This is a genomic window from Streptomyces sp. NRRL S-244 (genome assembly GCF_000717915.1).
Classification (GTDB): Bacteria; Actinomycetota; Actinomycetes; order Streptomycetales; family Streptomycetaceae; genus Streptomyces.
This window is the reverse complement of record NZ_JOCX01000014.1, coordinates 46,787-63,324: the sequence shown is the minus strand read 5'-3', so window position 1 is coordinate 63,324 and position 16,538 is coordinate 46,787. Positions and strand designations below refer to the sequence as shown.

The following is a 16,538-nucleotide window of genomic DNA, read 5'->3' as shown; positions in this document are numbered from 1 at the left end:
CGTGAGGCGCCAGTGCACAGAGGAACGAGGAAGAGATGACCGACCCAGTGACCCTGACCGGTGACGAGGGCACGATCGGCGAGTTCGACGAGAAGCGCGCCCAGGCGGCGGTCCGCGAACTCCTGATCGCGGTCGGCGAGGACCCGGACCGCGAAGGCCTCCTGGAGACCCCGGCCCGCGTGGCCCGTGCGTACAAGGAGATATTCGCCGGCCTCTACCAGAAGCCCGAAGAGGTCCTGACGACCACCTTCGACCTGGGCCACGACGAGATGGTCCTGGTCAAGGACATCGAGGTCATGTCGAACTGTGAGCACCATCTGGTGCCGTTCCACGGCGTGGCGCACGTCGGCTACATCCCGTCCATCGACGGCAAGATCACCGGGCTGTCGAAGCTGGCCCGCCTCGTGGACGTGTTCGCCCGCCGCCCGCAGGTGCAGGAGCGGCTGACCACGCAGATAGCGGACTCCCTGATGGAGATCCTGGAGCCGCGCGGGGTCATCGTGGTCATCGAGTGCGAGCACATGTGCATGACCATGCGCGGGGTCCGCAAGCCCGGAGCGAAGACGATCACCTCGGCGGTCCGCGGCCAGCTCCGCGACCCCGCGACCCGTAACGAGGCCATGAGCCTGATCATGGCGCGCTGATCGGGCCGTCCAGCCCAGGACGGCCCGGACCGGGCACGACCGGGCCCGCCCAGGCCCCCGCCGGGCTGTTCAGGCGCGGGAGGGGGCGTGGGGGGTGGTGTCGTCTTCTTCCGGGAGTTTGAGGACGTGCTCCAGGAAGAGGGCGGCGGCGATGACGGCCGCGCCCGCCAGGACCGCGAAGCCGGCGTACCAGGTCTGGTCGCGGCGGGCGGGGACGTCGAGGGAGTCCATCAGCAGGAAGACGCCCACGCCGCCGTACATGCCCGCCACGAGGGCCGCGACGAGGGCGCTGGCCTGTCCGAAGACGACCGCGCGGGCCGCCATCAGCGGCTCCACGCCCTTGGCGCCCGGCCGGCGCTCGCGCTGCGCCTTCAGGCGGGCGCGGAGCGAGAGGGCCGTGGCCAGCAGGACGACCGCGATGGCGGCCAGCACGATGGGCGCGGCCAGTGGGACGCCCGGCAGGGTCCCGTACGCGTTCCACAGCCGGGCGCCCGCCCAGGACAGCACCCCGGCGACGGCGAAGATCCCTGCCAGGACCGCCGGCCTCAGTTGCTTCACGTGCCCGTTCCCCGCTTTCCGCGCCGCAGACTCGTCGGCGTCCTCGGCCTCCGCCACAGGTTAACGACTACTCGGGCAGGCGGAGTTCCAGGTCCGGTCGCGGCGTGACGCCCGTCAGACCGATTTCGGCCAGCAGCGAGGCGACCGGGCCGTGTCCCGGGATCTGCGCCTCGGGGTCGATGTCGTTCCACGGGGCCAGGACGAAGGCCCGCTGGTGGGCCCGCGGGTGCGGCAGGGTGAGCACCGGGTCGTCCGAGACCACGTCGGCGTACGAGACGATGTCGACGTCGATCGTGCGGGGGCCCCAGCGCTCCTCGCGGACGCGGTCGAAGGCCTCCTCGATCGCGTGGCCGCGCTCCAGCAGGGAGGACGGCGGCAGGGTCGTCTTCAGCGCGACGACCGCGTTGAGGTACGAGGGCTGCGAGCCGGGCTCGACGCCCCACGGCTCGGTCTCGTAGACGGGGGAGACGGCCTTGACCCGCAGGCCGGGGGTGTCCTCCAGGGCGTCGATGGCGCCCTGGAGGGTCTCCAGGCGGTTGCCGAGGTTCGAGCCGAGCGCGATGACGGCCCACTTGGGGTTGGACAGGGTGATGTCGGCCGCGTCCACCGTCTCGACGACGGATGCGGGCACCGGCTGGACGGTGGGGTCGCTCGGGGCGTTCAGTCCGTTGTTCACACGCGGCTCCGGGTGATCGTGATGGTCACGTCGTCGAAGGGGACGGTGATGGGGGCGTCCGGTTTGTGGACGACGACCTCCACCTGTGCCACCGCTTCGTGCTTGAGGCACTGCTGGGCGATCCGCTCGGCGAGGGTCTCGATCAGGTCGACGGGCTCTCCCTGGACCACATCGACGACCTCTTCGGCGACGACCCCGTAGTGCACGGTCTTCGCCAGGTCGTCGTCGGCCGCCGCGGGGCGGGTGTCGATGTGCAGCACGAGGTCGACGATGAAGGTCTGGCCTTCCTCGCGTTCCCGGGGGAAGACGCCGTGGTGCCCGCGAGCCTTGAGGCCGCGCAGCGCGACACGATCCACGCGAATCACTCCTGCTTTCGTAGGTGCTTCCGGTCCGGGACTCCCCGGATCCATGGGCCTGCGCCGAGTGCGGTCGGCGTCGTCCGTCTTCGAATTTACCTGCGAAAGACCTCGGGCCCCGCCGGAGGGGTCAGGCGGGGCCCTCTTCCCCGTCCTCGTCGGAGTCCGTCAGCACGGGAGAACCGTGGTGGGACCAGAGCCGCCAGCCGTCCGATGTGCGTCGGAACACATTCGTGGCGACGACCAGCTGGCCGACGAGCGGGCCGAGCTCTCCGCCGTCCTCGGCGGGCCCGCCGCTGAGGATGTTCTCCGTGCACGTCACCAGCGCGGTGTCACCTATGACGGCGACTTTCGTGTCGGTGAGGAAGAACTGGATGTAGTCGGTGTGGGACATGATCAGCGCGTACGAGCGCAGCACCTCGCCGCGGCCGGAGAGCACCGGCCAGCCCGGGTGCACGCAGGAGATCTCGTCCTCGAGCCAGAGTGCCGACAGTGCGTCGAAGTCCCCCCGCTCCATGGCCTCGTAGAAGGCCGTGTTGACCTCGTCGACGGCTTCGATGTCGGTACGGCTCACCGTGCTCCTTCTCGTTCGATGGTCACAGCGCTCCTTCCACGGCACGGGCCACCCGAACCGCGTCGGCGGTGGCCCGTACCTCGTGGACCCGTACGGCCCAGGCGCCCTGGTGGGCGGCGATGGCGGAGACGGCGGCGGTGGCGGCGTCGCGCTCACGGGCGGGCGGCGGGGCGGCGTCGGCGGCGCCGGCCAGGATCCGGCCGAGGAATCGTTTGCGCGACGCGGCGACCAGCAGCGGGAAGCCGAGGGCGCGCAGCTCGGGGAGGTGGGCGACCAGGGCCAGGTCGTGCTCGGCCATCTTCGCGAAGCCGAGGCCGGGGTCGACCAGGAGCCGCTCGGGGGCGATCCCGCCGGCCACGACGGCGTCGATGCGGACCCGGAGCTCGGCGGTGACCTCGGCGACGACGTCCTCGTAGACGGCGAGGCGGTTCATGCCGTCGCTGAAGCCGCGCCAGTGCATCACCACGAACGGCACCTCGGCGGCGGCGACGGCCGGGATCATGCCGGGGTCGGCGAGGCCGCCGCTGACGTCGTTGACCAGCGTCGCGCCGGCGGCGACGGCCTGGGCCGCGACGGAGGCGCGCATGGTGTCGACGGAGACGGTGACCCCCTCGGAGGCCAGGCCGCGCACCACGGGGACGACGCGGCGCAGCTCCTCCTCCTCGTCGACGCGGGAGGCGCCGGGGCGGGTGGACTCGCCGCCGACGTCGACGAGGTCGGCGCCCTGGGCGACGAGGTCGAGGCCGCGCTTGACGGCGGCGGTGGTGTCGAACCAGCGCCCGCCGTCGGAGAAGGAGTCGGGGGTGACGTTGACGACGCCCATGACCCCGCAGCGGTCCCAATCCGGCAGGCCTGCGACCCGGCCCCTGCCGGTGGCCCCGCGCTTGATGTTCATGGCTCCAGGGTAGGGCCGCTGTCCCGGCCGGGCCGTATGCGGGGAGCGGGGCCCGCTCCCCGGTCCGGCATGAGGCCCGGGCGGGCGGTGCGCGGCCGCGGGAAACGGCGGAGCCCGGCCGCGCCGCTCGTGCGGCGGGGCCGGGCTCCGGGGCCGGGGCCTGAGGCCGGGGGCCTGGGGTCAGGCGACCTCGGCTCAGGCGACCTGGACTTCGCGCTCCGGCTTGGCCTGGGCCGGGACCTGGGCGGTGTGGTGCGTGTGGGCGCAGGTGCGGACCGGCTTGGGGCGGCGCCGGCTGGCGAACAGCCGGGGCAGGGCCACCGTCACGAAGCCCTCGGCCTGCATCACGGCGAAGCCGATGCGGGGCAGGTCGCTGCTGGTGCGGTAGACCATGAAGCGCGGCTCCCAGCGGGGGCGGAACTTCTCGTTGAACTTGTACAGCGACTCGATCTGGAACCAGCGCGACAGGAAGACCAGCAGGCCGCGCCACATCCGCAGCACCGGCCCGGCGCCGATCTTCTCGCCGCGGGCGAGGGCCGCGCGGAACATCGCGAAGTTCAGCGAGACCTTCTCGATGCCCAGGGACGGGGCCTCCACCAGGGAGGCCACGATCAGCAGCTCGTTCATGCCGGGGTCGGCGGCGCGGTCGCGGCGCATCAGCTCCAGCGACATGCCGTCCTTGCCCCACGGGACGAAGTGCAGGACGGCCTTGAGGTCGCCGAACGGGCTGGGGTCGTCCTCCTCGACCCGGTGGGCGGTGGCGATGAAGCAGTCGCCGTCGCCCTCCTCGCCGACCCGGCCCAGTGCCATGGAGAAGCCGCGCTCGGTGTCGGTGCCGCGCCAGGCCTCGGCGGCGCCCCGTACGCGCTCCAGCTCCTCCTCGGTCAGCTCGCTGACGCGGCGGACCTTGGTGGTGTAGCCGTTGCGCTCGATGCGCTTCACCATCTGGCGGACGTTGCGCATGGGACGTCCGGCGAGGGAGAAGTCTTTGACGTCGACGATCGCCTCGTCGCCGAGCTCCAGGGCGTCCAGCCCGGTCTCGCGGGTCCAGACCTCGCCGCCGGTCTCGCTGCAGCCCACGACGGCCGGGGTCCAGGAGTGGGCCTTGGCCTCCTCCATGAACCGCTCGATGGCGCCGGGCCAGGCCTCGACGTCGCCGATGGGGTCGCCGGAGGCGAGCATCACGCCGGAGACGACGCGGTAGGTGACGGCGGCCTTGCCGCTGGGGGAGAAGACGACGGCCTTGTCGCGGCGGAGCGCGAAGTGGCCGAGGGAGTCGCGGCCGCCGTGCTTGGCGAGCAGCTCGCGCAGCTTGGTCTCGTCGTCGGCGGTGAGCCGGGCGGCCGGGTGCTCGGGGCGGAAGGCCAGGTAGATGGTGGTGAGCGCGGTCAGCATGCCGAGGGCGCCGAGCGAGTAGCCCACGGTCCAGGAGACGCGGCCGGCGTAGTCGACGGGTCCCTCGAAGCCGAAGAGCCCGTACACGACGTGGCTGATCTGCTCGTAAATACCCGGATGGCCGACGACGCGGCCCGGGTGGGAGTTGACGATGACCAGACCCAGGCCGATGGAGCCGGCGCTCATCAGCACGAAGTTGGCCAGCGCCTTCCAGCGGCTGCGCGGGTCCGGCAGGGCCTTGAATTCACCCTGGTGGCGCACGATGAGCGCCAGGAGCACCGCCGCGATGACGACGCTGATGACGGAGTGCCGGTACATGAACTGCGCCGCGGCCCCGGCCGGGAGCAGGACGACGGCGGCCCGCCAGGCACGGCGCTTGCGGCGCTTGAGGCCGTGGGCGAGGAGGAGCAGCAGGACGCCCGCGCTGATGGCGAGGGCGGCTGCGAAGGGGCCCAGCGAGCCGGGCAGCACCTCGGTGACCGCGTGGATCCGGCTGTGCCGGAACCGCGGGAACACTCCCGCCGCGATGTCCAGAAGGCCGACGATCATGACGGCCGTACCTACCAGCCCGGGCACCGACTCCGGTCGTGGGCCGCGGAAGATTCGGCGGACCTGCTTCGGAACCTGTCCCGACTTATCGCCATCTATCCTGCTAGACATCGCTTCCCGTTGCTCCGCGAGAGATCATGTGGCCGAAGGCCGCGACAGCCTCCGGAGTGTGGTGCGTCCACTAGGACGACATCGGGGTCGAGCGGGTTCACTCTTCCGCCGAGAAAAACTAGTCCTGCCATCAGAAAGTCGACTGACTGCTCATGGGTCTCACCAGTAATACGGTTCTGGCGCTGGCCATCATCGCCGGTGTGCTGCTGTTCGCAGCCACGGTGTGGTTCTGGCCCCGGCTCTCGGGCCGCACCTGGCGTGCGCTGCTCGGCCGGATCGGGCTCCTGCTCGCGACCCAGCTCGCGCTGTTCTCGGCCGTGGGCCTGGCGGCGAACAAGTCCTTCTCCTTCTACGGCTCGTGGGCGGACCTGTTCGGCCAGCAGACATCTGTCGGCAAGGTCGTGGACCACTCCATGAGCAGCAAGGACATCAAGGTCGTCGACAAGCAGAAGCTCGACGTGCCGGGCGGCGCCCAGCCCCAGGTCGGCGGACAGATCCTGAAGGTTGCCATAACCGGGCAGAAGTCGAAAATAACGAGCCCCGGGTACGTGTGGCTGCCGCCGGAGTACTTCCAGCCGCAGCACAAGGAGCAGAACTTTCCGGCCTCCATCGTGCTGACGGGCTACCCGGGCACCGCCGAGAACCTGATCAAAGGGCTGAACTACCCGATGACGGCCTTCAAGCAGGCCAAGGCGGGCAAGATGAAGCCGATGATCCTGGTGATGCTGCGCCCGACCATCGCGCCGCCGCGTGACACCGAGTGCGTGGACATACCGGGCGGACCGCAGACCGAGACCTTCTTCGCCGAGGACCTGCCGCAGGCCATCCAGGACACCTTCCGGGTCGGCAAGAAGCCGCAGAACATGGGCTTCATCGGGAACTCGACGGGCGGCTACTGCGCCCTGAAGATCGCCGCGCACTACCCGCAGACCTTCGGCGCCGCCGCGGGTCTGTCCGCGTACTACGACGCGGCGAACGACGCGACGACGGGCAACCTGTTCCAGGGCGACGACAAGCTGAAGAAGCGCGCGGACGTCCTGCACAGCATCGAGCACAAGAAGCCGACCGGGACGTCGTTCCTGGTCACGAGCAGCGAGACGGGCGAGCCCAACCTCGACGACACCAAGAAGTTCATCAAGCTGGTCAAGGGCCCGGACCGGGTCTCCTCGATCATCCTCGACAGCGGCGGCCACAACTTCAACACCTGGCGCCGCGAGATCCCGCCGATGCTGGTGTGGATGAGCGACCGCATCCAGGCCTGAGGCCCGGCCTCGGACTCGAGGCCGGTCCCGGGCCTCCCAGGCCCCTCTAGGCCTCTTGCAGTTGGGCCCGGCGCAGCGCCCGGTGGACCCCCTCCGGGGTCAGTACGCCGACCAGCGCGCCGGAGTCCGGATCCGTGACCCCGATCCGGCCGGAGTCCTCCTGCAGCAGCAGCGCGAGCGCCTCGCGCAGACTCGCCCCCAGCGCCACTTCGGCGGTGGGGGCTTTCCCGTCCGCCGCCGCCAGGTCGGCCCGCTCCACCGGGGTGACCGCGAGCCGCTTCAGGCCCCGGTCCGCGCCGACGAAGGAGGCCACGTACTCGGTGGCCGGCGCGCCCAGCACCTCGGCCGGGCGGGCGAACTGCTCGATGGTGCCCGCGCCGTAGACGGCGATGCGGTCGCCGAGCCGGACCGCCTCCTCCAGGTCGTGCGTGACGAGCAGGATCGTCTTGCGCACCGTCCGCTGGAGCGCCAGGAACTCGTTCTGGAGGTGTTCGCGGACCACCGGGTCCACCGCCCCGAACGGCTCGTCCATCAGCAGCACCGGCGGATCGGCGGCCAGCGCCCGGGCGACGCCGACGCGCTGGCGCTGCCCGCCGGACAGCTGCTCCGGGTAGCGGCCCCCGTACACGGCCGGGTCCAGCCCCACCAGTTCGAGGAGCTCGGCCGCGCGGGCGCGGGCCTTGGCCTTGGGGGTGCCGATCAGCTGCGGGACGGTCGCGGTGTTCTCCAGCACCGTCTTGTGCGGGAACAGCCCGACCTGCTGGATGACGTACCCGATGTGCCGGCGCAGCTCCACGGGATCGGCGCTCGCGATGTCCTCGCCGCCGAGCAGGATCCGCCCGGAGGTCGGCTCGATGAGCCGGTTGACCATCTTCATCGTGGTCGTCTTGCCGCAGCCGGACGGGCCCACGAGCGTGACCAGCTCACCCTCCGCCACCTCGAAGGACAGGTCCTCGACGGCCGTGGTCCCGTCGGGGTAGCGCTTGGTCACATGCTCGAATCGGATCACCTGCCCATCCTCCCCCACACGCCGCGGGTTGTTTGTGACGGGAGTATTACCCCGGTGCGAAGGTTTCCGGCCATTGTCGGCGGCGGGGGTTATGGTCGCTGTTGACCGTGCCCATTCGGACGGGTGTACGTAAACGGTGGCAGGGGGTGAGGGCATGGCCGGGCAGAACTGCCTGGTGGCGAACGACTGGATCTGCTGGGACTACGTCACGTCCCGCTCCCAGGAGCTCACCGACGCCACGGTCCAACATGTCTGGATCACGGGTGTGTCGGTGCTTATCGGCCTCGCCGTGTCCCTCCCGCTGGCCCTGCTGGCCCGCCGCGGCCGGCACTGGGCCGCGCCCGTGCTGGGCCTGACCACCCTGCTCTACACGGTCCCCTCGCTCGCCATGTTCTCCCTGCTGCTGCCGCTGTTCGGGCTGTCGGCCTCACTCGTGGTGACCGGGCTGGTGCTGTACTCGCTGACCATCCTGGTCCGCAATGCGATGGCCGGCCTGGAAGCCGTCCCCGAGGAGGTGCGGGAGGCCGCGCGCGGGATGGGGTACGGGCCGGCGCGGCTGCTGTGGCAGGTCGAACTGCCGCTGGCGCTGCCCGCGCTGCTCGCCGGGGTGCGGATCGCCACGGTGTCCACGGTGGCGCTGACCACCGTCGGCTCCATCGTCGGCAAGGGCGGCCTCGGCAACCTCATCGCCCCGGCGGTCAACAGCTCCTTCAAGGCCCAGGTGCTCACGGCCTCCGTGCTGTGCGTCCTGCTCGCCCTGGTGGCGGACCTGCTGCTGCTCGGCGTACAGCGGTTGCTCACGCCGTGGACGCGGGCGACGCGCGCGCCGCGGCGGACGAGGCGCGCGGCGACGCCGACGATGACGCCGGCTGCCGCGCCGGCTCCGACGAAGGGGGCCTGAGGCGATGGGCGTGCTCGGGGAGGCCTGGGACTGGCTGGCGAATGGAGCCAACTGGTCCGGGGAGAACGGGGTGTGGAACCGGCTCGGCGAGCACGTCTACGTCAGCGGGATCTCCCTCGCCATCGCCTGCGCGGTGGCCCTCCCGATCGGCCTGTGGCTCGGCCACATCGGCAAGGGCGGGGCGCTCGCCGTCAACATCTCCAACATCGGGCGGGCCGTCCCCGTCTTCGCGGTGCTGGCCCTGTTCATGGTCTCGCCGCTGCGCAGCGCGGGCTATCTGCCCACCATCGCGGCGCTCGTGCTCTTCGCCCTGCCGCCGCTGCTGACCAATGCGTACGTCGGCGTGCGCGAGGTGGACCGCGCGGTGGTGGAGGCCGCCCGGGGCATGGGCATGTCCGGGGGACAGCTGTTCTGGCGGGTGGAGCTGCCGCTCGCGCGCGAGCTGGTGATGACCGGGCTGCGCTCGGGCGCCGTCCAGGTGATCGCCACGGCCACGATCGCGGCGATGGTCGGCCAGGGCGGGCTCGGCCGGATCATCACCGCCGGCTTCAACACGTACAACACGCCGCAAGTCTTCGCGGGGGCGCTGCTGGTGGCGGCGCTGGCCCTGCTGGTCGAGGGCGCCCTGGTGGCGGCGGACCGGCTCTTCCCGCGCCCGGCGGCGCGCTGACCCGTCCGCCCCGCACCCGTCGTCCGCCCCGCACCCGTCCGTCCGCCCCACCCTCCCGTTCGCTGGTCGTTCCCACTCCCCTGGAGGAGCACAAGATGAGCAAGTCCACGCGCGTCCTCGGCGCCGTACTGGGGGCGGCGGCCCTGACCGCCTCCCTCGCCGCGTGCGGCGGCGACAGCCTGGAGAAGAGCAAGGACACCGGATCGGGCGCCTCCGCCCCCTCGGACTCCGGTTCCGGCTCCGCCAAGGGCAAGGTCGTCATCGGCGCGGCCGGGTTCACCGAGTCCAACGTGCTGGCGGAGCTGTACGCGCAGGTACTCAAGGACGCGGGCTACAGCACGTCGATCACCACGGTCAACAACCGCGAGCTGTACGAGCCCTCGCTGGAGAAGGGCGAGATCGACGTCGTCCCGGAGTACGCGGCCACCCTCGCCGAGTTCCTCAACGCCAAGGTGAACGGGCCGAAGGCGCCGGAGGAGAAGCCGGTCGCGTCGAGCGAGGTGGCGGCGACGGTCGCGGGGCTGGAGAAGCTCGCGGCCCCGCTCGGCCTGAAGGCGCTGCCGGCGGGCCCGGCGGTCGACCAGAACGCGTTCGCGGTGTCGAAGGAATTCGCCCAGAAGAACAACCTGAAGACCCTTTCCGATCTTGGTAAGTCGGGGCTGAAGGTGAAGATCGCGGCGGGCGACGAATGCGCCGTACGGCCCTTCTGCGCGCCCGGGTTGAAGAAGGCGTACGGAATCGACGTTTCCGGTATTGACCCGAAGGGCGTCGGCACCCCGCAGGCCAAGCAGGCGGTCAAGGACGGTGTGGACCAGCTGGCCCTCACCACGACCACGGACGCCACCCTCGACAGCTTCGGCCTGGTCCTGCTGGAGGACGACAAGAAGCTCCAGAACGCCGACAACGTCCTGCCGGTGGTCAACGCCAAGGACGCGGGATCCCCGGAGATCGCGGCCGCCCTCGACAAGCTGACCAAGGTCCTCACGACCGCCGACCTCGTCGAGTTGAACCGGCAGGTGGACGCCCAGCGCGAGAAGCCGGCGGACGCCGCGAAGGCCTATCTGAAGGCGAAGGGCCTCACGAAGTAGGAGTAGCTACGGGTTTGGTGGAGAAATGACGGGTAACTGCCCGGCCACAGATTGCCGGGCAGTTACCCCACTCGACCTCCACGCCCTGTAAATTTCAGGCCATGCCCCGTGGACGCCACCGCAATCCCGAACCCCTGCACCGGCTGCTCACGCCGACGACCGTGGCCGGAGTCTCCGTCGCCAGTGCGGCCGCGGCCTGGCTGCTCGCGGAACCGTTGCCCCTGCGCCTGCTCGTGGCCCTCTCGGCGGCGGCGGGAGTCTCCGGCGCCGTCGTCATGCGCGCCTGGGACCGTGCGGCCGGGCGCCGCGTGGCCGAACTCGCGCGCGAGCGGGTCAAGGACGAGTGGAAGACCGAGGAGCGGATAGCCGAACTCGAGTCCGACCTCGAAGAGGCCCGGACGCTGCGCGCCAAGCTGGACGCGAAGCTGCGGGCCAAGCGGGTCGAACTCGCGGGGCTGCGCGGAGAGCACGCGGCGCTGCTGCGGCGGTACGCGACCGCCGAGACCGAGCGGGCCAGCGCCCTGGAGGGCCGCCGGCTGCTCGCCATCGAGGCCTCGGCCGCCCCGGAGTCCCCGGCGGCTCCGAAGGAGCTCCCGCCGGTGACCGAGGAGCGGACGTCGAGCGGCGCGCCCACCAGCGTCGGGTACGCCCGGGCCAATGCCGCCATGGCGGCCCTCGTCCGCAAGGCGGAGGCGAAGCCGGCCCGGCCGAAGATGCTGGATGCCAAGGGCGCCGAGCCGATGGCGCTGGAGACCGGGCAGGCCCGTACGGGCGCGCTCCCGGCGCGCCGGCCGGCCGCGGCGGTGGCCCCGTACTCGGCCGCGCGCCGCTCGGCGTCCCGGGTCGAGGGCGGCTTCGACTTCTTCGGCACCAAGACCGCGGCCCAGGCCCGTGCGGTGATCGAATCGGTCCAGAACGAGGACTTGGCCGACGTGGTCGGCGCGGAGGCCCTCGCGGTCCACAAGGCGGAGTCGGCCCAGGCGGACCTCGCCGCCGCCGAGCAGCCGGTCAAGGACCAGGGCTTCAAGCAGCCCACCCCCGAACAGCGGGCGGTGGGCCAGGTCATCGACCTGACGGCGCACGACGAGACGGAGCCGATCGACGTGGTCCGCCTCCGCACCGCGATCTCGTAGCCGGTCCGCGGGACGGGCCGCCGGGCCACGGGCTCAGGGGGCTCAGGGGGCTCAGGGGTAGGCCAGGACCGTGAGCACGGCCAGGGCCTCCAGGGCCAGCTGCACCGTGAGCGCGCCCTTGCGGAACCTGCGGGGCGCGGCCCACACCACCACGTAGGACGCCACGACCGCGGCGAGCAGCACCAGGAAGAACACCCCGGGGAACGGCCGGCAGCGGCCCGTCATCAGGCAGCGGGTGCCCTCTTCCGTGGACAGCAGGAAGACCTTCGCGGCCACCAGCGCGGGCAGGAACAGCAGGGCGGCGATCCCCGCGTGCCGGCGGACGCGCCGGGAGGCGGCGTCGGCCTCCGGCTCGGCGGCGGGGACGGCGGCAAGGGCGGGGAGCGCGGACTGCGGGTTCCGGAACATGCCGCCATCCTGTCCGGGGCCGACGGTACGGGGGATCCGCGCGGGTACTCAGATCGCCGGGCCCGGCGTACTCAGGCCGGTCCCGCGCTCAGAACAGCGGGAGTTGGCCCGGGAGGGGCGGGAGGGCGAAGCCGTCCAGGGTGGGGGCCGAGGCGCCGAGCACCACGCGGGCCCGGGAGCCGGGGCAGGAGATCAGGTCGGCGCGGGCGCGGCCGGCGGGAGGGTCGTGGCGGGCGATCCGGCCGGCGGTCACGGCACAGTCGCGCCCGCATGCGGGGCAGGCCCGTCGGGGGGAGTGGGACATGCCCCAAGTCTGCACCCCCGTACCGACATCAGCCCCGGGCGGCCAGCCACGTCTGGTGGGCCGCGCAGACGCGGTCCCACAGGGCCTTCCGGTCCGCCGGGCTCAGGTCGTCGAGCTTCCGCTCGAAGAGGCCGCCCACCACCGCCCAGAACTCGCCCGGGGTGTCCAGGACCCGCTCGGTCGTCCCCTTCGCCGGTTCGGTCCGGCTCAGCACCCGGCCCCGCAGCGCGTCGATGCCGTGGGCGTCGCGCCGCAGCAGCGCGAAGGTCCGTACGAAGCCCGAGTCCGGCGCGGTCGACAGCCGGACGTGCGTGGCCTCGAAGTCGGCGGTCGTCGCCGGCGCCGACAGCATGTTGACCACCGGGAAGGGGCCCGCGTCGTAGACGTACCTCCAGCCGGGCCGGTCCCCGTCCAGCGGGTCCAGCCCGTACGTGAACTCCCCCTGCCGGTGCGTTCCGGCGCGCAGCGGCAGCGGCTCGTACGGGCCGTCGCCGAGCCCGGTGTCGACGAAGTACTCCTCGCCGTCGACCCGGACCGTCAGCGCGAGGTGGTCGCCGTTGACCTCGCGGCTCTCGCGGTCCGCCGGGCCGAGGACGCCCGCCAGGTGCCGGGTCACCGCGAAGCCGAGGCCCTCCAGGAGCAGCGCGAAGGCGCCGTTGAGGTGGAAGCAGTACCCGCCGCGCCCGGCCGCGATGCGGCGCACGGACAGCTCGGGGTCGATGCCGGGCGGCCGGCCGAGCTGGATGCCGAGGTTCTCGTACGGTATGCGCTCGACGTGGGCGCGCTGGAGCGCGAACAGCGCCTGCGCGGTGGGCCGGGGCGGCCGCGCGAAGCCGAGCCGGCGCAGGTAGCCGTCGTACACGCCAGGGGTCATGGCCGCACCCTAAGCAGGAAACGCCCGCGCAGTCGCGGGAGTTCCCGCGACTTATCACTTGTCGATGTCGCCCACGACAAAGAACAGCGAGCCCAGGATCGCCACCATGTCCGCGACCAGCTGCCCCGGCAGCAGCACCGCCAGCGCCTGGATGTTGTTGTACGAGGCGGAGCGCAGCTTCAGCCGGTACGGGGTCTTCTCGCCCTTGGAGACGAGGTAGTAGCCGTTGATGCCGAGGGGGTTCTCGGTCCAGGCGTACGTGGCCCCCTCGGGCGCCTTCAGCACCTTCGGGAGGCGCTGGTTGATCGGCCCGGGCGGCAGCTCGGCCATCCGGTCCAGGCAGGCCACGGCCAGGTCGAGCGCGTTGTGCGTCTGGTCCAGCAGGCACTCGAAGCGGGCCAGGCAGTCGCCCTCGGTGCGGGTGACCACCTTCAGGACGTCCTGGAGCTCCCCGTACGCCAGGTACGGCTCGTCGCGGCGCAGGTCGAAGTCGACGCCGGAGGCGCGGGCGATCGGGCCGGAGACCCCGTACGCGTGCACCGCCTCGGCGGAGAGCACGCCCACCCCCCGCGTGCGGCCGCGGAAGATCTCGTTGCCGTGGACCAGCTTGTCGTACACGTCCATGCGGGTGCGGACGTCGGCGATCGCGGCGCGCGCCCGGCCGAGCCAGCCGGCCGGGAGGTCCTCCTTGAGGCCGCCGACGCGGTTGAACATGTAGTGCATGCGGCCGCCGGAGATCTCCTCCATGACGGCCTGGAGTTCCTCGCGCTCGCGGAACGCGTGGAAGATCGGGGTGATTCCACCCAGTTCGAGGGGGTACGACCCGAGGAACATCAGGTGGTTCAGCACCCGGTTCAGCTCGGCGAGCAGGGTCCGCATCCACACGGCCCGCTCGGGGACCTCCATGCCGAGCATCCGCTCGACGGCCATCACGACGCCGAGCTCGTTGGAGAACGCGGACAGCCAGTCGTGGCGGTTCGCGAGCATCACGATCTGCCGGTAGTCGCGGGCCTCGAAGAGTTTCTCGGCGCCGCGGTGCATGTAGCCGACGACCGGCTCGGCGCTGACGATCCGCTCGCCGTCCAGGACGAGGCGCAGGCGCAGCACGCCGTGCGTGGAAGGGTGCTGGGGTCCGATGTTGAGCACCATGTCGGTGCTCTCCGCCGCTCCGCCGATGCCGACCGTGGTCTCCGTCATGGCCGCATTGTCGCAGCCCTACGCTGAGCGCATGGAAACGGGGACGACGGGTGAGACGGGCCGGCCCGCGTGGGTGGGGCTTCCGGGTGGGCTGCTGCGGCTGCGGCGGCTGCTGCTGGTGATCTGGGCGGTGCCGCTCGCCGCGGGGACCGCGGTGCTGCTGGGGTTGACGGCCGGTCCGGCGTGGGCGGCCGCGGGCGCGGTCTGGCTGGTCGCCCTGGTCTGGGGCTGGGTGCTGCTCGGCCGCAACTGGCGGTCCTGGCGGTACGCCGAGCGCGCCGACGACCTGCTGATCAGCCGCGGGGTGCTGTGGCGGGCGCAGACCGTGGTCCCGTACGGGCGCATGCAGCTGGTCGAGGTGACCTCGGGGCCGCTGGAGCGGCGCTTCGGGCTGGCCTCCGTACAGCTGCACACGGCGGCCGCGGCCACGGACGCCAAGATTCCGGGACTGGTCCCGGACGAGGCGCAGCGGCTGCGGGACCGGCTGACGGAGCTCGGCGAGGCAAGGTCGGCGGGCCTGTGACAGCCGAATCGGCCGCTGAACCGGCCGCCGCGGCCCAAGCCGCGCCCCAAGCCGCGCCCCAAGCCGCGTCCCAAGCCGAGGCCGAAGCCGCCTCCGAATCCGCTGCCGCGCCCGGCGTCGAGCGCCGGCTGCACCTGCTCACACCGCTGCGCCGGGCGTGGGTGCCGATCGCCGCGACCGTCGGCGTCGTCGTCCAGCAGGCCGACCAGGTCGAGCGGTGGGCGAGCGGGCTCTCCGTGACCCTGCGCGCCCTTGCCCTGGCCGGCCTGGTCGTGGTGTTCGGCGTGTACGGGTTCCTCAGCTGGTGGTTCACCCACTACGCGGTGACCGACACCGAGCTGCGCATCCGCAGCGGACTGCTCTTCCGGCGCACCGCGCACATCCGCCTCGACCGCATCCAGGCGATCGACGTGACCCGGCCGCTGCTGGCCCGGGTCGCCGGCGTCGCCAAGCTGCGCCTCGACGTGATCGGCACCGAGGACAAGGACGAGCTCGCCTTCCTCGACGAGCGCGAGGCCACCCTGCTGCGCGCCGAGCTGCTGGCCCGGGCGGCCGGCTTCGCACCCGCGGAGGCGGCCCTGCTCGGCGAGGCCCCGCAGCGGGAGCTGCTGCGCGTGCGCCCCCGGGACCTGGTGGTGTCGCTGCTGCTCACGCTCTCGGCGTGGGGGGCGCTGGCCGCCGGGCTGGGCGTGCCCGTCGCCGTGTGGTGGTTCAGCGGGAACCCCTGGGCGACGATCGGGACCATGCTGCCCGTGCTGGGCGGGCTCTGGTCGGGTACGGCGGGCCGTTTCCTCACCGAGTTCGACTGGCGGGTCGCCGAGTCCCCCGACGGGCTGCGCCTGGACCACGGGCTGCTGGACCGGGCCCACGAGACCGTGCCGCCGGGGCGGGTGCAGACCGTACGGATCGTGGAGCCGCTGCTGTGGCGGCGCCGGGAGTGGGTGCGGGTGGAGCTGGCGGTGGCCGGCTCGAAGAACGGGGTCCTGGTCCCGGTGGCCTCGCGGGCCGCCGCCCAGGCGGTCGTGGCCCGGGTGCTGCCGGGCGTGGACCTGGCCGACCTCGACTTCGGCCGGTCCCCGAAGGCCGGGTCGCGGTGGGTGGTCCCGGTGTGGTGGAGGGGGTACGCCCTGGCCGTCTCCGCGGACGTGTTCGCCGCCCGCAAGGGGCTGCTGTGCCGCCGTACGGAGATCGTCCCGCACGCCAAGGTGCAGAGCGTCCGGCTCACGCAGGGCCCGTGGCAGCGGGTGCAGGGGCTCGCCGACGTCCATGTGGACACCGGCGCCAACGGCACGGTCACGGCCCGCCTGCGCCCGGCGGCCGGGGCCGCCGGGCTGCTGGACGCCCAGGCGGCCCGCTCCCGCACCTCCCGCGCGGACGCCCGCCCGGACCGCTGGATGACCTGACCGCCGCC

At 72.3% G+C, this 16,538-nt stretch carries 19 protein-coding genes; 8 read left to right on the top strand and 11 right to left on the bottom strand.

Annotated features, from left to right (window positions below; translation table 11 throughout):
- The first annotated feature begins 35 nt into the window (after nt 1-35).
- Nucleotides 36-644: a GTP cyclohydrolase I FolE gene (gene folE / locus IF02_RS0119145; protein ID WP_030158545.1), complete on the top strand. Its 609-nt coding sequence runs from the start codon at nt 36-38 to the stop codon at nt 642-644.
- 69 nt (nt 645-713) lie between these two features.
- On the opposite strand, the gene IF02_RS0119140 is transcribed toward folE, so the two are convergent.
- From IF02_RS0119140 to IF02_RS0119115, 6 genes are all read right to left on the bottom strand, one after another.
- Nucleotides 714-1,202, bottom strand: a complete 489-nt coding sequence (locus tag IF02_RS0119140) for a DUF3180 domain-containing protein (protein ID WP_030158544.1) — start codon at nt 1,200-1,202, stop codon at nt 714-716.
- A 67-nt stretch (nt 1,203-1,269) separates the two neighbouring features.
- Nucleotides 1,270-1,878 (bottom strand): 2-amino-4-hydroxy-6-hydroxymethyldihydropteridine diphosphokinase, encoded by a 609-nt coding sequence (gene folK, locus IF02_RS0119135; protein WP_030158542.1) that lies wholly within the window; start codon nt 1,876-1,878, stop codon nt 1,270-1,272.
- The gene (gene folB / locus IF02_RS0119130; RefSeq protein WP_030158540.1) at nt 1,875-2,234 is read right to left on the bottom strand and encodes a dihydroneopterin aldolase; all 360 of its coding nucleotides are present in this window, start codon (nt 2,232-2,234) and stop codon (nt 1,875-1,877) included. The genes folK and folB overlap by 4 nt, the downstream gene beginning before the upstream one ends.
- 130 nt (nt 2,235-2,364) lie before the next feature.
- Nucleotides 2,365-2,808: a nuclear transport factor 2 family protein gene (locus IF02_RS0119125; protein WP_030158538.1), complete on the bottom strand. Its 444-nt coding sequence runs from the start codon at nt 2,806-2,808 to the stop codon at nt 2,365-2,367.
- A 22-nt stretch (nt 2,809-2,830) separates the two neighbouring features.
- Nucleotides 2,831-3,703 carry a dihydropteroate synthase gene (gene folP, locus IF02_RS0119120; protein WP_030158536.1) on the bottom strand — a complete coding sequence of 291 codons (873 nt, stop codon included), beginning with the start codon at nt 3,701-3,703 and terminating at the stop codon, nt 2,831-2,833.
- A 195-nt stretch (nt 3,704-3,898) separates the two neighbouring features.
- Nucleotides 3,899-5,758: a phosphatidylglycerol lysyltransferase domain-containing protein gene (locus tag IF02_RS0119115; RefSeq protein WP_030158534.1), complete on the bottom strand. Its 1,860-nt coding sequence runs from the start codon at nt 5,756-5,758 to the stop codon at nt 3,899-3,901.
- Between the two features lie 152 nt (nt 5,759-5,910).
- Here IF02_RS0119115 and IF02_RS0119110 point away from each other — a divergent pair, with 152 nt between their 5' ends.
- Nucleotides 5,911-7,020 (top strand): alpha/beta hydrolase, encoded by a 1,110-nt coding sequence (locus IF02_RS0119110; protein ID WP_030158532.1) that lies wholly within the window; start codon nt 5,911-5,913, stop codon nt 7,018-7,020.
- 46 nt (nt 7,021-7,066) lie between these two features.
- Here IF02_RS0119110 and IF02_RS0119105 read toward each other — a convergent pair whose 3' ends face one another.
- Nucleotides 7,067-8,029: an ABC transporter ATP-binding protein gene (locus tag IF02_RS0119105; RefSeq protein WP_030158530.1), complete on the bottom strand. Its 963-nt coding sequence runs from the start codon at nt 8,027-8,029 to the stop codon at nt 7,067-7,069.
- Between the two features lie 154 nt (nt 8,030-8,183).
- Here IF02_RS0119105 and IF02_RS0119100 point away from each other — a divergent pair, with 154 nt between their 5' ends.
- From IF02_RS0119100 to IF02_RS0119085, 4 genes are all read left to right on the top strand, one after another.
- Nucleotides 8,184-8,930 carry an ABC transporter permease gene (locus IF02_RS0119100; RefSeq protein WP_051696347.1) on the top strand — a complete coding sequence of 249 codons (747 nt, stop codon included), beginning with the start codon at nt 8,184-8,186 and terminating at the stop codon, nt 8,928-8,930.
- Nucleotides 8,931-8,934: 4 nt separating this feature from the next.
- Entirely contained in the window at nt 8,935-9,600 is a 666-nt protein-coding gene (locus tag IF02_RS0119095) for an ABC transporter permease (protein ID WP_030158526.1), read from the top strand.
- A gap of 95 nt (nt 9,601-9,695) precedes the next feature.
- A complete protein-coding gene (locus IF02_RS0119090; RefSeq protein ID WP_030158524.1) occupies nt 9,696-10,688 on the top strand; it encodes an ABC transporter substrate-binding protein in 993 nt (330 codons plus the stop codon).
- A 101-nt stretch (nt 10,689-10,789) separates the two neighbouring features.
- On the top strand, nt 10,790-11,821 hold the full coding sequence (locus IF02_RS0119085) for a hypothetical protein (RefSeq protein ID WP_030158522.1): 1,032 nt from the start codon (nt 10,790-10,792) through the stop codon (nt 11,819-11,821).
- Between the two features lie 51 nt (nt 11,822-11,872).
- On the opposite strand, the gene IF02_RS0119080 is transcribed toward IF02_RS0119085, so the two are convergent.
- The 4 genes from IF02_RS0119080 to IF02_RS0119065 all read right to left on the bottom strand — a co-directional run bounded on the left by IF02_RS0119080 (nt 11,873) and on the right by IF02_RS0119065 (nt 14,604).
- Nucleotides 11,873-12,229 (bottom strand): hypothetical protein, encoded by a 357-nt coding sequence (locus IF02_RS0119080; RefSeq protein WP_030158520.1) that lies wholly within the window; start codon nt 12,227-12,229, stop codon nt 11,873-11,875.
- 88 nt (nt 12,230-12,317) lie between these two features.
- Nucleotides 12,318-12,533, bottom strand: coding sequence for a hypothetical protein (locus IF02_RS0119075; protein ID WP_030158518.1), 216 nt, complete (start codon nt 12,531-12,533; stop codon nt 12,318-12,320).
- Nucleotides 12,534-12,561: 28 nt separating this feature from the next.
- Nucleotides 12,562-13,407, bottom strand: coding sequence for an arylamine N-acetyltransferase family protein (locus tag IF02_RS0119070; RefSeq protein WP_030158516.1), 846 nt, complete (start codon nt 13,405-13,407; stop codon nt 12,562-12,564).
- 54 nt (nt 13,408-13,461) lie between these two features.
- Nucleotides 13,462-14,604, bottom strand: a complete 1,143-nt coding sequence (locus IF02_RS0119065) for an NADH-quinone oxidoreductase subunit D (protein WP_030158514.1) — start codon at nt 14,602-14,604, stop codon at nt 13,462-13,464.
- A 31-nt stretch (nt 14,605-14,635) separates the two neighbouring features.
- Between IF02_RS0119065 and IF02_RS0119060 the strand changes: the two genes are divergently transcribed.
- Nucleotides 14,636-15,127, top strand: coding sequence for a PH domain-containing protein (locus tag IF02_RS0119060; protein WP_030158512.1), 492 nt, complete (start codon nt 14,636-14,638; stop codon nt 15,125-15,127).
- A complete protein-coding gene (locus IF02_RS0119055) occupies nt 15,124-16,530 on the top strand; it encodes a PH domain-containing protein (protein ID WP_030158511.1) in 1,407 nt (468 codons plus the stop codon). Before IF02_RS0119060 ends, IF02_RS0119055 begins: the two co-directional genes overlap by 4 nt.
- Nucleotides 16,531-16,538 lie beyond the last annotated feature (8 nt).

Coding starts and splice junctions, on each gene's coding strand:
- folE (WP_030158545.1), top strand. CDS start 36: ATGACCGACCCAGTGACCCTGACCGGTGACGAGGGCACGATCGGCGAG.
- folP (WP_030158536.1), bottom strand. CDS start 3,703: ATGAACATCAAGCGCGGGGCCACCGGCAGGGGCCGGGTCGCAGGCCTG.
- IF02_RS0119115 (WP_030158534.1), bottom strand. CDS start 5,758: ATGTCTAGCAGGATAGATGGCGATAAGTCGGGACAGGTTCCGAAGCAG.
- IF02_RS0119110 (WP_030158532.1), top strand. CDS start 5,911: ATGGGTCTCACCAGTAATACGGTTCTGGCGCTGGCCATCATCGCCGGT.
- IF02_RS0119100 (WP_051696347.1), top strand. CDS start 8,184: ATGGCCGGGCAGAACTGCCTGGTGGCGAACGACTGGATCTGCTGGGAC.
- IF02_RS0119095 (WP_030158526.1), top strand. CDS start 8,935: ATGGGCGTGCTCGGGGAGGCCTGGGACTGGCTGGCGAATGGAGCCAAC.
- IF02_RS0119090 (WP_030158524.1), top strand. CDS start 9,696: ATGAGCAAGTCCACGCGCGTCCTCGGCGCCGTACTGGGGGCGGCGGCC.
- IF02_RS0119085 (WP_030158522.1), top strand. CDS start 10,790: ATGCCCCGTGGACGCCACCGCAATCCCGAACCCCTGCACCGGCTGCTC.
- IF02_RS0119080 (WP_030158520.1), bottom strand. CDS start 12,229: ATGTTCCGGAACCCGCAGTCCGCGCTCCCCGCCCTTGCCGCCGTCCCC.
- IF02_RS0119075 (WP_030158518.1), bottom strand. CDS start 12,533: ATGTCCCACTCCCCCCGACGGGCCTGCCCCGCATGCGGGCGCGACTGT.
- IF02_RS0119070 (WP_030158516.1), bottom strand. CDS start 13,407: ATGACCCCTGGCGTGTACGACGGCTACCTGCGCCGGCTCGGCTTCGCG.
- IF02_RS0119065 (WP_030158514.1), bottom strand. CDS start 14,604: ATGACGGAGACCACGGTCGGCATCGGCGGAGCGGCGGAGAGCACCGAC.
- IF02_RS0119060 (WP_030158512.1), top strand. CDS start 14,636: ATGGAAACGGGGACGACGGGTGAGACGGGCCGGCCCGCGTGGGTGGGG.